General features: G+C 71.0%; 6 protein-coding genes (1 of these 6 only partly in view). 3 read left to right on the top strand and 3 right to left on the bottom strand.

The annotated features are described in order from the left end of the window. Positions 1 to 7: 7 nt before the first annotated feature. The 3 genes from IT780_RS28905 to IT780_RS28895 all read right to left on the bottom strand — a co-directional run bounded on the left by IT780_RS28905 (position 8) and on the right by IT780_RS28895 (position 1,640). Complete coding sequence (locus IT780_RS28905) at positions 8 to 853, bottom strand: hypothetical protein (protein ID WP_199514955.1); 846 nt, start codon at positions 851 to 853, stop codon at positions 8 to 10. Between the two features lie 123 nt (positions 854 to 976). After that, positions 977 to 1,279, bottom strand: coding sequence for a WXG100 family type VII secretion target (locus tag IT780_RS28900; RefSeq protein WP_199514954.1), 303 nt, complete (start codon positions 1,277 to 1,279; stop codon positions 977 to 979). A 40-nt stretch (positions 1,280 to 1,319) separates the two neighbouring features. After that, on the bottom strand, positions 1,320 to 1,640 hold the full coding sequence (locus IT780_RS28895) for a WXG100 family type VII secretion target (RefSeq protein WP_199514953.1): 321 nt from the start codon (positions 1,638 to 1,640) through the stop codon (positions 1,320 to 1,322). A 292-nt stretch (positions 1,641 to 1,932) separates the two neighbouring features. On the opposite strand from IT780_RS28895, the gene IT780_RS28890 reads away from it, so the two are divergent. The 3 genes in view from IT780_RS28890 to IT780_RS28880 are tightly spaced (at most 21 nt apart) and all read left to right on the top strand, a layout consistent with a single transcriptional unit that may run on beyond the window. Next, a complete protein-coding gene (locus tag IT780_RS28890; RefSeq protein ID WP_199514952.1) occupies positions 1,933 to 2,349 on the top strand; it encodes a YbaB/EbfC family nucleoid-associated protein in 417 nt (138 codons plus the stop codon). Continuing rightward, positions 2,346 to 3,350, top strand: a complete 1,005-nt coding sequence (locus IT780_RS28885; RefSeq protein ID WP_199514951.1) for a WXG100 family type VII secretion target — start codon at positions 2,346 to 2,348, stop codon at positions 3,348 to 3,350. Before IT780_RS28890 ends, IT780_RS28885 begins: the two co-directional genes overlap by 4 nt. A 21-nt stretch (positions 3,351 to 3,371) precedes the next feature. Next, on the top strand, positions 3,372 to 15,041 hold the start of the coding sequence (locus IT780_RS28880) for a DUF8616 domain-containing protein (protein WP_199514950.1). 16,461 nt of this gene lie beyond the right edge of the window; only the first 11,670 of its 28,131 coding nucleotides appear in the window; its start codon is at positions 3,372 to 3,374; its stop codon lies beyond the right edge, outside the window.

Here is a 15,041-nt window from a genome sequence, read left to right as displayed (position 1 = left end):
CCCGCCGTCAGGTGTTGAACTGGGGGTCGGGGGTGCCCTGGGGAAGGTCCGTGGAGCTTCCGGTGCCGTTGTTCTTCAGCTTCGCGATCTCGGCCCAGGCGGTCTCCATGGCCTCGGTCAGCTGGTCACCGGTCATCTTGTTGAGCTCTTCGCCGGTCTCGTATTCCTTGATCATGGCGGTGAGGTTCTTGCGCAGGTTGTAGATGGCCTGGTGCACCGTCATGAGCAGTTCCATCGTGTCGCCGCGCAGGCCGTCGTCGTTGCCGCCGGTCCCCTGGATCTTGCGGCGCAGCAGCTCGGCCTTCGCGAAACCGCCGGGCTTGAGGTTGACCTTCTCGATCTCTGCCCGGGCCTTCCAGGCGAGCCCCCCGGTGCCGTCCGGCTCGATCGCCTCGAGCTGCTTGACGAAGTGCTGCAGCGCCTGGGTGTTCACGGCGACGCCGTTGCCCTGCTTCTGCGAGTCGCTCCATTCGTGCACGACGGGCGGCGCGAAACCGGAATCGCCGTTGACGCCGTAGTTGTTGTTCTCGCCGGGCTTGTGCTCGTACTCGACGCTGTCCTTGTTCGCGGATTTCTTCTGGTAGTCCGCGACGATCTTCTTCCAGTGCTCGGTCTCGATGACCTCGTTCTTGTAGTAGTTGTAGGCGTCCTTCTCCTCCTGCGTGTACCCCTCGAAGTTGAACCGGTTCGGGTAGTTCGGATTGCTGGGCTGGTTCCGCTGGATGTCGGCCTGGACCCGGTCCACCAGGTTCTGGATCCAGTTCTCCGGCTTGTGGTGGTCCTGGTTCCACTTGTCGAGGATTCCGACGGCCTCGATCGACTCGTCGGTGGGGGTGTTGAAATCGATTGCCATGGCGCACGGCCTTTCTCGGGCGCTTCACCGGGAGGGGACAGACGCCGACGGCCCGGGTCATGACTCCGGGCCGGCGGGACTGCCGGCCACCGCGCCGATCGGACACGGCAGCCGGCGGCGGGATCAGCCGCCGCGGACGTCGTTCCAGATGGCCGCGTGCCGCTGCTCGGTGGTGCCGTAGTTGTCCGAGATCTGCTCCAGCGTGACCCGGGCCTGGTCGAGGTAGACCGTCATCTCGTTGGCGGCCTGGTTCCACGCGGCCTTCGACACGTGGTACTGGGCCTGCGCGTCACCGGTCCAGTCCTGCAGCGACTTCTCGACGTAGCGCTCCATGTCGCCGAGCGCGGTCTTGATGTCGGTGTTGATCTTGTTCATGTCGTAGAGCGTGGCGTCAGCCGTGTTGAAGTCGAAACGGTAGTTGGACACCGTGTTCCTTTCTGAGCGGGCGGTGGGGCGACGGCCGGGGTCAGATGCCGGGCAGGGCCGATGCGAACGAGTGGGCCGCATTCGCGGCCTTGTCCTCCGCGTCGCGGTAGCCCTTCGTGGTCACGCCCATGACTTCGAGCATGGTGAGCAGCTCGTTGATGACCTTCTGGAACGAGCGCTCCCAGCTGTCCATCGCGTTGTTGAAGCCCTTGGACGCGTCACCGGTCCAGGTGGCCTGCAGGGCAGCCATCTGGGAGTTGATGGTCTGCAGAGTGTTCGTGAACTGGGTCGCTCGGTCCGAGAACTCCTGACCGGCCGCCTGCATGCCCTGCTCGGATGTCTGCACCACTGGATTGGCCACAGCGACACTCCTTTCGTCGTACTCGTCTGGGGGACGACGCCGGACGCATCGCGCGGTCCGGCGTTCGCAGAAAAGAGTGTTGATGGATGTCGACGTGTCAGGGCAAGGCGGAACGCCGCGGATGTCCGAACGTCGTCCCCGATCTGCCTTCTTCGACCCACCCGCACCGGGGACCGGCGGAAAGCTCGGGAAGAACGCCTGCACTTTCGTCCCCCACTCCCGCCGATCCCTTGGTACGCGCCCGGACACCGCCCTCTACTGGGATCGGCCGAGGGGAAGGGAGACCGGGCTGATGGACTTCAACCAGCGCATCGAGCACCTGTTCCAGGAGTACGAGCGGCAGCGCTCGAGCCTGACGACGATGCAGCAGAAGATGCGGGAGATCTCGGTCTCCGCCACATCGCCCCGGCGCGAGGTCACCGTGACGGTCGGGCAGAACGGCACGCTCACCGACGTCACGTTCCCGACCGGCGCGTACAAGCGGCTCGCCCCGGCCGAGCTCACCGCCGTCATCCTGCAGACGTACGCGGAGGCCAAGGAACAGGTCGTGCAGCAGACCGCCGAGCTGCTGGCACCCGTACTCCCGGAGGGCATGGACGCGCAGCAGCTGGCCCGGGGCACCGCCGGCGCCGACATGTTCCTGCCGGCCGAACCGCGGATGGCCACGAGCGTGCGGGAGTTCCTCAACCTGGGCCGAGCCGAACGATGAGCGGCGAACCCCGGGGCCAGATGTGGGTCGATCCCGAGGGCGTCGTCCAGCTCGGCGACTCGTACGCCGAGCACGGCGCCCTGTACGAGGGCTACGTCACCCAGCTCGAGCAGCTGCGCAACCGGTACGGCAAGAGCTGGGGCGACGACGACATGGGGCAGGCGTTCTCGCAGAAGTTCCTGGAGGGCCTCGACGCCCTCGACGGGATCATCGGCAGCGTCAAGGGCACCCTCACGTACACCTCCGAGGGGCTGCGCCAGAGCGGCCACCTGTACCGCAAGACCGACGAGGAAGCCGCCGAGATGGGCCACTACCTCGCCGGCAACTTCGACGACCTGCCGCAGGGCGTCTTCAACCGCCGCGAGGCCATCCAGGAGGGCGAGACGCCGCGGCTCGCGCGCCTGAACGCGAGGGTGGTGAGCAATCGGGCGCCCAGTACCGAGCTGGAGGCGGACCAGCCCGTCTTCCGGACCGCCGGCGAGGGCCGCTTCGTGCCGCCCGAGGGCCGGCTCAGCCGCCTCGAGGCGAAGCAGGTCTACAAGTCCGTACGCCCCGGCGAGGAAGAGGAACCCGTCGCGTACGAGGCGGCCCGGGTCGAGCGCGCGCCGATGGCCCGCCTGCGCGGCCGGCTCCTGCCCGCGGAAGAGGCCATGCCCGCCATGCCGGCCATGCCGGCCATCTCCGCGTACTACCAGCAGGCCGGCTGGCAGAACGCCCGCATCGACGGCGTGCCGCTGGCCGAGGGCTTTCAGCTGCGGGGCCTCACGACGTTCCCGGACGGCACGACCCGCATCGACGCCAACCTCTACCAGTCGATCACCCCGATCACGCCGGGGCACACGATCACCGACGCCGACGGGCAGCCGATCACGTCACCGGAGGGCCCGCTGTACGTCGTGAAGGACAACCCGTCGGTCGACCCCACCGCGCCCGGTTACGAGCCGTTCTTCGTCAGCTTCGCTCCGGACGGTACGGCCGTACCGATCGTCACGGACCTCTGAGCGGGACCACCCGAACCTTCCATGCCCGATTTCCACATCCCCAACGACCCCGAATGGCAGTGGGCGTACGACCTCATCCTGTTCGGGGTCGGTGAGGAGTACCCGGAAGCCGACCCCACCGCGCTGCGTGCCATGGGCGACGAGCTGTACCAGTTCGCGGGCACCCTCATCAACGGCATGTACCAGACCGCCAACCTGGGCAACCAGCTCGGCGGCAGCCTCACCGGCCCGGCCGCGGACGCCTTCGCCCAGTTCCAGACGACGATCACGCGGCACGTGCCCACCGGTGGCAACCTGGCGAACCAGCTCGGCGGCAGCTCCTACGAGTACGCCCTGAACTCGGAGAACGGCCAGTACAACATCATCATCGCGGCCTTCACCCAGGTCGTGCAGATCGCCATCGCGATGGCCACCCCCGGCGGCCAGCTCGTCGTGCCGGCCCTGATCAAGATCGGCCAGGAGTTCGTCCGGGCGATCATCAACGCGTTGCGCAGCAAGCTCATGCAGATCCTCGCCCGGATCAGCATCGAGGGCGTCCAGGAAGGGTTCGAGGAGGTCTGGCAGGGGCTCGCGGCCCAGCTGTGGCAGATCGGCGAGGGCAACAAAAAGGGCATCGACACGATGGACCTGCTCAAGTCCTTCCTCGCCGCCCTGATCACCGCGGCCGGCGCCGCCGCGACGTCCATCGTCGGCGGCCACTTCGTCCCCTGGGTGAACAAGCACATGTTCAGCCGGGAAACGCTGTCCGGCCTCGGCGAGACCGTCTTCGAGGGCCTCGGCAACATGGCCGTTGGCGGCGGCGGGGACTTCTGGAACCCCGGCACCCTGACGTCCAACTACGTCCACTCGTACCTGGAGCACGGGGCCCACAACCTCGGCAACCACATGGCGGGCCCGCCGCCGCAGCTCGACCAGAACCTCCCCCCGTCGGGCGCGAACCTCAAGCCGCCGCCGGGCGCCCAGCCGCCGGCCGGGGAGAACCCGCCGCCCTACTCCCCCAAACCGGGAGGGGAACAGACGCCGCAGCCATCCGCCGTGGACGGCGGGAATCCACCCTGGACGGGCGACGGCGAGAACCCGCCGCCGTACTCGCCACAGGTGGGCGACACGCAGAACCAGCCACCGGCCACCGGCGAGAACCCACCCCCCTACTCCCCGGCGCCGGTCGGCAAGGGCGAGAACTCGCCGCCGGCCGTGCAGGGTGACAACCCGCCGCCGTACTCGCCGCCTGCGCAGAAGCAGGTGGGTCCGGACGTGAAGGCCCCGGGTCCGGCACCGGGCCAGAACTCGCCCGGCGTCCAGCTCGGTGCCAACCCGTCACCGGGCGACGTGCAGACGCCCAACGGCCAGACCGCTCCCCACGCCCAGCCCGCGCCACAGAACCAGCCCGCGCCACAGAACCAGCCTGCGCCTCAAGGCCAGCCTGCGTCTCAAGGCCAGCCTGCGCCTCAAGGCCAGCCCGCACCTCAGGGGCAGCCCGCGCCTCAGGGGGAGCAGCAGCCCGGTCCACTTCCCGGTGACCAGGCGCGCGACGGGGTTGTGCCGCCGGCCGGCTCGGCAAACCAGTCGCCCACCGCTGTCCCGGGCGGGCTGCCGGGCTTCGAGTCGACACCCGCCCCGCTGCCGAACACGGACCCCGGCTCGGTCAACCCCCAGACCGACACTGGCATCGTCTCCCCGGAACCCGCGACCCAGCCGGGCACCCCCGAGCAGCCGGGCCAGCAGCAGCCCCTGCAGCAGCAGCCGAACACCGCGCCACCGGTCGTGCAGCCCTCGCCGGGTGCTGAGTCCCCTGGTGCTCCGGTTGCGCAGCCCGGGCCGAACAGCCCGTCGGCGACCGGACCGTCCCCATCGACCAGTCCGGACGCCCAGCTCCCGCAGAACCCGAGCCAGCAGACCGACCCAGCCCCGCAAACCGGCCCAGCACCTCAAACCGGCCCGGCCCCGCAGACCGGCCCGGCCCCGCAGACCGGCCCAGCCCCGCAAACCGGCCCGGCCCCGCAAACCGGCCCAGCCCCGCAAACCGGTCCGGCGCTCCAAACCGGCCCAGCACCCCAGAGCGGCACAACACCCCAGACCGGCCCGGCCCCGCAGACCGGCCCGGCACCCCAAACCGGGCCGCAGCAGTCCACGCCCGAGACCGTCGTACCGCAGGCACCTGGGCCGCAGGCACCTGGGCCGCAGGCACCCGGGCCGCAGCCGATCGTCGTCGATCCGGTCGCGCCGCCGGTGCAGAGCGAGACCCCACCCACCCAGGCCGACACCCCACCCGTCCAGGCAGACACCACCCCCCACCAGGCCGACACCACGCCCACCCAGACCGACACGGCCCCGCAGCAGAACGACACCGCGCCGGAGCAGGCGCAGGACCCCGGCCCGGTTCCGGCCGTCGCCCCTCCGGTGAGCAGCACGAACACCGTCCCGCCGGTCACCGAGCTGACCCGGCAGCCGGACGGTACGTGGGTGGCCGACGGCCGGCCCGTGGCGGTACGTCCGCTGCCCGGCGACCGCCCCGGCATCGTCCTGGTCTCCGACAGCGACTGGGCCAAGCTCGAGAACCGGCCGCTGCTCCCGCCGGGCGCCTCCACAGCGGTCGTGGTGCACGGCGCCGGGCCCGTTGTCCACGCGCCCGTGCGCAACCCCGACGGTACGACCGGGATGGTCGCGCTCACTCCGGAACAGCTCGCGCACGTCGTCGACAGCCCGGGTACGCCCATCGCCCTGGTGTCCTGCAACACCGGATCGCTCGGGAACGGCTTCGCCCAGCAGCTCGCCGAGGCGAACCGGAGCGACGTTCTCGCGCCGACCTCCGACGTCGTGGTGGGCGCCGACTCCGACCCGGGGCAGGTGCTCACGGACGGGGCCGAGCCGTGGATGCTGTTCGAACCGGACAGCGACGAGGCGTGGGACGTCGTCAACGATGTCCACGACTTCGACGGCATCACGTCGCAGGCCCCGCCCGCCGCGACCACCGGCACCGAGCAGACCGGTGTCACCGCCTCGGGCCGCCGTAACCTTCGCCGTTCCACGGTCGAGCAGTCGCTACCGCCGATGACCGCCCGGCAGCGCGCGATGCGCGGCGCCGGGCAGAACGATGCGGACACCCCGCCGACGTGGGTCAACCCGCCGCGTACCGGCCCGAACGGCGAGGCGCTGTGGGACGGCACGCGGGCCCGCCTGCACTTCCAGACGGGCGTACGCCAGGACGTCATGAACGATGCCTACGTCGGCGACGACCGCCGGGGCAATCCTCGCTACGAGTGCGCGAGCTGTCACGACGACTTCGCGGCCGGCGACATCGACATCGACCACATCGACGGCATCCTGTCGTACGTCAACGCGAACACGGATCCGATCCAGTGGACCGTCGACCTGGGCAACGGCTGGTCCCGTACCGCCGAGGCCATCACCCTGCAGGACGCGCGCGACGCGGCGAACGACGCCCCGAACCTGCGGACGATGTGCGGCTCCTGCAACCGGAGCCGGGGAAGCACCAGCCAGAGCCGCTACATGGACTCCAGCGGCGCCCGCTGGGTCGGTCCGCCGACCCGGGCCCAGGCCCCGGCCGCGCAGTCCACGTCGTACGGCGGCGTCACCATGGGCGTCGACCTCCCGGACACGGCGCCCTCCACAACCCCGGACCCGGACCCGAATCCGCAGACGGCACCACAAACTGAGCCGGGAACGCAGACGGGGACCGAGACCCGATCTCCGCAACCGGCAGCGGTCCTGGAACGTCGCGACGACGGCACCTGGCTCGCCGACGGCCAGCCGCTGCTCATCCGCCCCCTCACCGGCGATCGTCAGGGCATCGCCCTGCTCTCCGACGACCAGTGGAATCAGGTCCAGGACCGCACCCTCGTCCCACCCGGCACCGGCGGCGCCGTCGTCGTCCACGGCGACGGCACGGTCATCCACGCGCCGGTGCTCAGCGACCAGGGCACGGTCACGCTCACCCCCGACCAGCTCGCGCAGATCCTGCAGGACGTCGTCCCCACCGACGCACCCCTCGCCCTGGTCTCCTGCCAGAGCGCCTCCATCCCGGACGGCTTCGCCCAGCAGCTGGCTCAGGCCCGCGACGGCGACGTCCTCGCCCCGCAGACCGACGTCATCGTCGGCTCCGACCAGGCTCCCGGCGACGTCCTGACCGTCGGCGCGGAGCCGTGGCTGCTGTTCGAGTCGGAGAGCGACCAGCCCTGGGACGTCCTCAACGACGTTCAGGACTTCGACGGCATCACCGCCCAGGCCCCCACCGACACCACCGACGGCGTGACCGTCTCCGGCAGGCACGGGCGAAGCCTGCGCCGCTCGACCCTTGACCAGTCCGAACCGCCGATGACAGCGCGCCAGCGGGCGCTGCGGGGAAGCACCCAGAGCGCCGACACCCCGCCCACGTGGATCACCCCGCCGCGGGTCGGCCCCGACGGCGAGGCGCTGTGGGACGGCACCCGTACCCGGCTGCACTTCCAGACCGGCGTACGCCAGGACACCATGAGCGACGCCTACGTCGGCCGTGACCGGAGGACGGGCGACCCGCTCTACGAGTGCTCGAGCTGCAACGACTACTACCCTGCCGACGAGATCGACATCGATCACATCGACGGCATCCTGTCGTACGTCAACGCCAACACCGACCCCGTGCAGTGGACCGTCGACCTCGGCAACGGCTGGCGGCGTACCGCGGAGGCCATCACGCTGGCCGACGCCCGGGACGCCGCCAACGCCGCTCGCAACCTGCGGACGATGTGCGGGCCCTGCAACCGCAGCCGGGGAAGCACCAGCCAGAGCCGCTACATGGACAGCAGCGGCGCGCGTTGGGTCGGCCAGCCGTACCGCGTCCGGACCGGCCTCACCATGGGGGTGGACCGTGGTCCCGTCATGGTTCCGAGCGGCTCCGCACCGTTCCAGCAGGCTCAGCGCGACTTCCGCTTCGCCCCGGTGGAGACCACCCGGCAGATCGGCACCCTGCGCCCGCGCAACGACACCAACCAGGACGCGCCGGCGTACCTCGCGACGGTGCCGGTCACGACCGACACCGACCTCGGCACCCTGATCAACCGGTACGCCGCCGGCTTCGCAGGCACCTCCGCCGAGGGACGCTTCGGCCTCGTGATCGGTGTCAACGGCTGGTCCGGGAACGTCACGCCGCATCAGATCCAAGCCAAGGTCGACTCCGTCCTGGCCGCGAACGACCCCGGCTTCCCCGTGGTCGTCGTCGGCTTCACCTGGAACAACCCGGCGATCCCCGCCGGTGGCCGGCCCGAACAGGACACCATCCCGTACGGGGCCATCCGCGAATCGCTCATCCGGCACCCGCAGACCGAGCAGCTGCTGGAACAGTTGCAGCAGCAGGGCGGCAACAACTCGACCTTCGTGCACACCGGCGACGCCGACGTCCAGTCGCTGGCGGGCCTGTTCGACCGCGCCGACGACACGGTCACGCGTAACCCCGACGCGCACCTGATCAGCGGCGGATACCAGCTCGCGGCGCCTTCGAGCCCGGTCGTGCGCAGCGCCAACGCCCGCGACCTCGCCGTACGCGAAGCCATGGCCGGCGTGGACTCCCGCGCGGTCTACCTGCCGGAGCCGAACACCTTCATCCGCGTCGACGGCTCCCGGCTGGAGAACGACATCACGTTCGGCGTACGGTCGCCGAACTCGAACACGCTGACGTACACCTCGAAAGAGGGCCGGGGTCTGGTCGACTCGCTCAACCAGAACCGCCGCTACCTCGCGCCCGATCAGGCCCGGCTGGCGACCTTCGACCAGCGACTCGCCGTCGAGACCCATGGCGATCGGCTGCTGCAGAACCACGACCCGGCCCGGCCGGACAGCATCCCGCAGAGCCACGCCGACAAGGGCACCTGGACCGACCAGATCAAACACCTGGTCGCGACGTACCCGGGTGACTATCAGGGCACCGATCAGAGGTTCATCACCGCGGCCGCCGACGTCGCGTTCCAGAGCACCCACCCCGTCACCCCGGCGCGGCAGGAGGAGATCAAGCAGATCTTCACCGCCCACCCCAACCGCGAGGCCGCCCGTACGCTGCGCCAGCTCGCCGCCCGGACGCACCAGGCGCTGACGGCGAACCCGCTTCCGGTCCAGCTCGCCGGGAGCACCACCACCACCCCGCCGCCGGCACGCGTGCTGGAACGCCGCGACGACGGTACGTGGCTCGCCGACGGTCACCCCCTGCTCATCCGTCCGCTCCACGGTGACCGCCAAGGCATCGCCCTGCTGTCGGACGACCAGTGGAACCAGGTGCGGGACCGTACGCTCGTTCCCCCGGGTGCGGGCGGCGCGGTCGTGGTCCACGGTGACGGCACCCTCGTGCACGCCCCGGTGCTGGGCGGGCAGGGCACGGTGACGCTCACCCCGGATCAGCTCGCCCAGATCCTGCAGGACGTCGTACCCACCGACGCGCCCCTCGCCCTGGTCTCTTGCCAGAGCGCGTCTCTGCCGGACGGCTTCGCGCAGCAGCTCGCCGAGGCACGTGACGGCGACGTCCTCGCTCCGCCCACCGATGTGGTCGTCGGCTCCGACGAGTCGCCGGGCCAGATCCTCACGGTCGGCGCCGAGCCGTGGCTGTTGTTCGAGCCCGAGACCTTGGGCGACGAGCCGTGGGACGTCATCAACGACGTCGCCGAGTTCGACGGCATCACCGCCCAGGAGCCGACCGGCGACACCACCGGCGGCGTCACCGTCTCCGGCAGGCACGGCCGCGCCCTGCGCCGCTCCACCCTGGACCAGTCCGAACCGCCGATGACCGCGCGCCAGCGGGCCCTGCGAGGTAACACCCAGAGCGCCGACACCCCGCCCACCTGGATCACGCCACCGCGGGTGGGACCGAACGGCGAGGCGCTGTGGGACGGCACCCGTACCCGGCTGCACTTCCAGACCGGCGTACGCGAACAGACGATGCGCGACGCCTACGTCGGCCGGGACCGCCGCAGCGGCGACCCGCTCTACGAATGCTCCAGCTGCACCAACGCCTTCGCGGCGGGCGACATCGACATCGACCACATCGACGGCATCCTGTCCTACGTCCACGCCAACACCGAGACCGAGAACTGGACCGTCGACCTGGGCAACGGCTGGCGCCGCGACGCCGAAGCCATCACCCTCGCCGAGGCCCGCGCCGCCGCCAACGCCGCCCGCAACCTCCGGGCCATGTGCGGGTCCTGCAACCGCAGCCGCGGAAGCACCAGCCAGAGCCGCTACATGGACTCCAGCGGCGCCCGTTGGACCAGCCAGCCGTACCGCGTTCAGACGCCGGCGCCTCAGTCCAGCTATGGCCTCACCATGGGCGTCGACACCCCGGCTCCGCAGCCCGCCCAGGTCCTGGAACGCCGCGACGACGGTACGTGGCTCGCCGACGGCCAACCGCTCCTCATCCGTCCGCTCCTCGGCGACCGTCAGGGCATCGCACTTCTGTCGGACGAGCAGTGGAACCAGGTCCAGGACCGCACCCTCGTCCCGCCGGGAGCAGGCGGCGCGGTCGTCGTCCACGGTGACGGCACCCTCGTGCACGCCCCGCTCCTCGACGGCCAAGGCACGGTCACCCTCACCCCGGACCAGCTCGCCCAGATCCTGCAGGACGTCGTACCCACCAACGCACCCCTCGCCCTCGTCTCCTGCCAGAGCGCCTCGCTGCCGGACGGCTTCGCCCAGCAGCTCGCCGAGGCCCGCGACGGCGACGTCCTCGCTCCGCAGACCGACGTGATCGTCGGCTCCGACGACGCCCCCGGCGACGTCCTCACCGTCGGCGCGGAACCGTGGCTCCTCTTCGAGTCGGAGAGCGACCAGCCCTGGGACGTCCTCAACGACGTCCAGGCCTTCGACGGCATCTCGTCCCAGGAGCCCGCCGGGGACACCGGTGTGACGGTCTCCGGCCGCCACGGCCGCAGCCTGCGCCGCTCCACGCTCGACCAGTCCGAACCGCCGATGACCGCGCGCCAGCGGGCCCTGCGAGGAAGCACGCAGAGCGCCGACACCCCACCCACCTGGGTCAGCCCGCCGCGGGTCGGGCCCAACCGTGAGGCCCTGTGGGACGGCACCCGTACCCGCCTGCACTTCCAGAGCGGCGTACGCCAGGACACCATGCGTGACGCGTACGTGGGCCGGGACCGCCGTACGGGCGACCCGCTCTACGAATGCTCCAGCTGCACCAACGCCTTCCCGGCCGGCAACATCGACATCGACCACATCGACGGCATCCTGTCGTACGTCAACGCCAACACCGACCCCGTGCAGTGGACCGTCGACCTGGGCAACGGCTGGTTCCGCACGGCGGAGGCCATCACCCTGTCGGAGGCGCAGGACGCCGCCAACGCCGCCCGCAATCTGCGCACCATGTGCGACTCGTGCAACCGCAGCCGTGGCCGCTTCAGCCAGAGCCGTTACATGGACAGCAGCGGCGCGCGCTGGGTCGGCCAGCCGTACCGCGCTCAGAGCGGCCTCACCATGGGCGTCGACACCCCGACACCCCAACCGGCCCGGGTCCTGGAACGCCGCGACGACGGTACGTGGCTCGCCGACGGCCAGCCCCTGCTCATCCGCCCCCTCACCGGCGATCGTCAGGGCATCGCACTTCTGTCGGACGAGCAGTGGAATCGGGTCCAGGACCGCACCCTCGTCCCGCCGGGAGCGGGTGGCGCCGTCGTGGTCCACGGGGACGGCACCGTCGTCCACGCTCCCGTCCTCGGTGATCGGGGCAGCGTCACCCTGACCCCGGACCAGCTCGCCCAGATCCTGCAGGACGTCGTACCCACCGACGCACCCCTCGCCCTGGTCTCCTGTCAGAGCGCCTCGCTGCCCGACGGCTTCGCCCAGCAACTGGCCCAGGCCCGTGACGGCGACGTCCTGGCCCCGCAGACGGATGTGGTGGTCGGCTCCGATGACAAGCCCGGCGACGTCCTGACCGTCGGCGCCGAGCCGTGGCTGCTCTACGAACCCGACAGCGATGAGGCCTGGGACGTCCTCAACGATGTGCAGGACTTCGACGGGATCACCTCGCAGGCTCCCGGCGACACCACCAATGGCGTCACGGTCTCCGGCCGTCACGGGCGAAGCCTGCGCCGCTCCACGCTCGACCAGTCCGAACCGCCGATGACCGCGCGCCAGCGGGCCCTGCGGGGAAGCACGCAGAGCGCCGACACCCCGCCCACCTGGATCACGCCGCCGCGGGTCGGGCCGGACGGCGAGGCGCTGTGGGACGGCACCCGCGCCCGGCTGCACTTCCAGACCGGCGTACGTCAGGAGGTCATGAACGACGCGTACGTGGGCCGCAGCCGCCGCACCGGCGACCCGGTCTACGAGTGCGCGAGCTGCACCAACGCCTTCCCCGCGGGCGACATCGACATCGACCACATCGACGGCATCCTGTCGTACGTCAACGCCAACACCGACCCCGTGCAATGGACCGTCGACCTCGGCAACGGCTGGTACCGCACCGCCGAAGCGATCCGCCTGGAGGACGCCCGCGACGCCGCGAACGACGCCCCGAACCTGCGCGCCATGTGCGGGTCCTGCAACCGCAGCCGCGGAAGCAGAAGCCAGAGCCGCTACATGGACTCCAGCGGCGCGCGCTGGGTCGGCCAGCCGTACCGCGATCAGAGCGGCCTCACCATGGGCGTCGACACCCCGACACCCCAACCGGCCCGGGTCCTGGAACGCCGCGACGACGGTACGTGGCTCGCCGACGGCCGGCCCCTGCTCATCCGCCCCCTCACCGGCGACCGCCGGGGCGTCGCGCTGCTGTCGGACGAGCAGTGGAACCAGGTCCAGGACCGCACCCTCGTCCCACCCGGCACCGGCGGCGCCGTCGTCGTCCATGGGGACGGCACGCGGGTGCACGCCCCACTGCTGGACGGCCAAGGCACGGTCACCCTCAGCCCTGACCAGCTCGCGCAGATTCTGCAGGACGTCGTCCCCACCGGCGCACCCCTCGCCCTCGTCTCCTGTCAGAGCGCGTCGCTGCCCGACGGCTTCGCCCAGAACCTCGCGCAGGCCCGCCGGGGCGACGTGCTCGCGCCCCAGACCGACGTGATCGTCGGCTCCGACAGCGCGCCCGGCGACGTCCTGACCGTCGGCGCGGACCCCTGGCTGCTCTTCGAGCCGGAGAGCGACGAGGCGTGGGACGTCGTCAACGACGTCGCCGCATTCGACGGGATCACCGCCCAGGCGCCCGCGGACGACACCGGCGTCACGGTCTCCGGCCGGCGGCCGCTGCGGCGTTCCACCATGGAGCAGTCGCTGCCGCCGATGACCGCCCGCCAGCGGGCCCTGCGGGGCGACACCCAGGGCAGCGCCACCACCCCGCCCGCCGGGGTCGCGCCGCCGCGTACGGGACCGAACGGCGAGACGCTGTGGGACGGCACCCGCGCCCGCCTGCACTTCCAGACCGGCGTACGGCAGAGCGTGATGGACGACGCGTACGTCGGCCGCGACCGCCGCTCAGGCGACCCGCTGTACGAGTGCTCCAGCTGCCGCGACGCGTTCTTCAGCGACGAGGTGGACATCGACCACATCGACGGCATCCTGTCCTACGTCAACGCGAACGCGGACGCCGTCCGGTGGAACGTCCACATCGGGAACGGCTGGTACCGCACCGCCGAGGCGATCACCCTTGCTGACGCCCGCGCGGCCGCCAACGACGCCCCCAACCTGCGCACCATGTGCGGGTCCTGCAACCGCAGCCGCGGAAGCAGAAGCCAGTCGCGCTACATGGACTCCAGCGGGGCGAGCTGGGTCAGCCAGCCGTTCCGCCCGGGCCTGACGATGGGCGTCGACATCCCGGGCACCACCAGGATCACCGAGACGCCGCAGTACTGGGAGCGCGCGGAGCAGTTCGAACGCGACCTCGGCCGGTTCCTGTACAACGACGAGCGGACGCAGCGCGCCATGACGCAGGCCCTGGAGCGCTTGCGGTCGGTGCTGGAGGCGTACGCCGGCGACGACCGGCCGGAGGGCGTACGCCGGTCCTTCGTCAAGGACGACCCGTCCTCGGCCGGTCAGGTCGGCAGCCACCTCGCCCTGGCCGACATCCGGCAGCTCCTGACCGACGGCAACCTGCGGGTCAAGAGCACCGCCTTCTGGAACGCCGCCTTCTACAACACGGCCACCACCGAGCCGACGCTCAGCAAGGTGCTCAGCGACATCCTGTCCGCCCCGGACTCGCGGCGCGCCGCGGAGCTGGGCCTCGACACCGAGGTGGTCGACCGCCTCCGGAAGTACCCTGACGCCGTCAAGGACCCGTTCAACGTCAAGGCGGTCATCGAGACGTCGGAGGATCCGGAGGCCCACCGCGACGAGGAGCGCCGCAGTCACGCCGCCCGGCGGCCGCGGGTCGCCGGCAACAACGCCAAGAAGAACGTCGGGGAGCGCGGCAAGCTCACCCGCTCGGAGCTGGCCCGCAACGAGACGCCGCTCGACAAGTACGAGGACGCGTACCACCGCAACCGCGGCGCCAAGCCGTTCCTCACCGAGTCCGGACCTGTCAACGTCCCGCAGGACAGCTGGCTGAAGGATGGCCGGCCGGGCCCCGACCTGCCGCTCGCGTCGGCGACCGGCCGGGCCCGGTGGCGCCTGCAGTCGACGCCGGGCAACAGCTGGTTCGACGAGAAGCACCGCGACGCCGGCATGCCGCTGATCGCCGGCACGTCGGGGACCGCGGGCCGGCTGATGCTC

The sequence above is a fragment of the Nucisporomicrobium flavum genome, from assembly GCF_016464385.1.
Lineage (GTDB): Bacteria > Actinomycetota > Actinomycetes > Mycobacteriales > Micromonosporaceae > Actinoplanes > Actinoplanes flavus_A.
The sequence above is the reverse complement of the archived record's forward strand: the minus strand, read 5'-3'. Positions and strand labels throughout refer to the sequence as shown.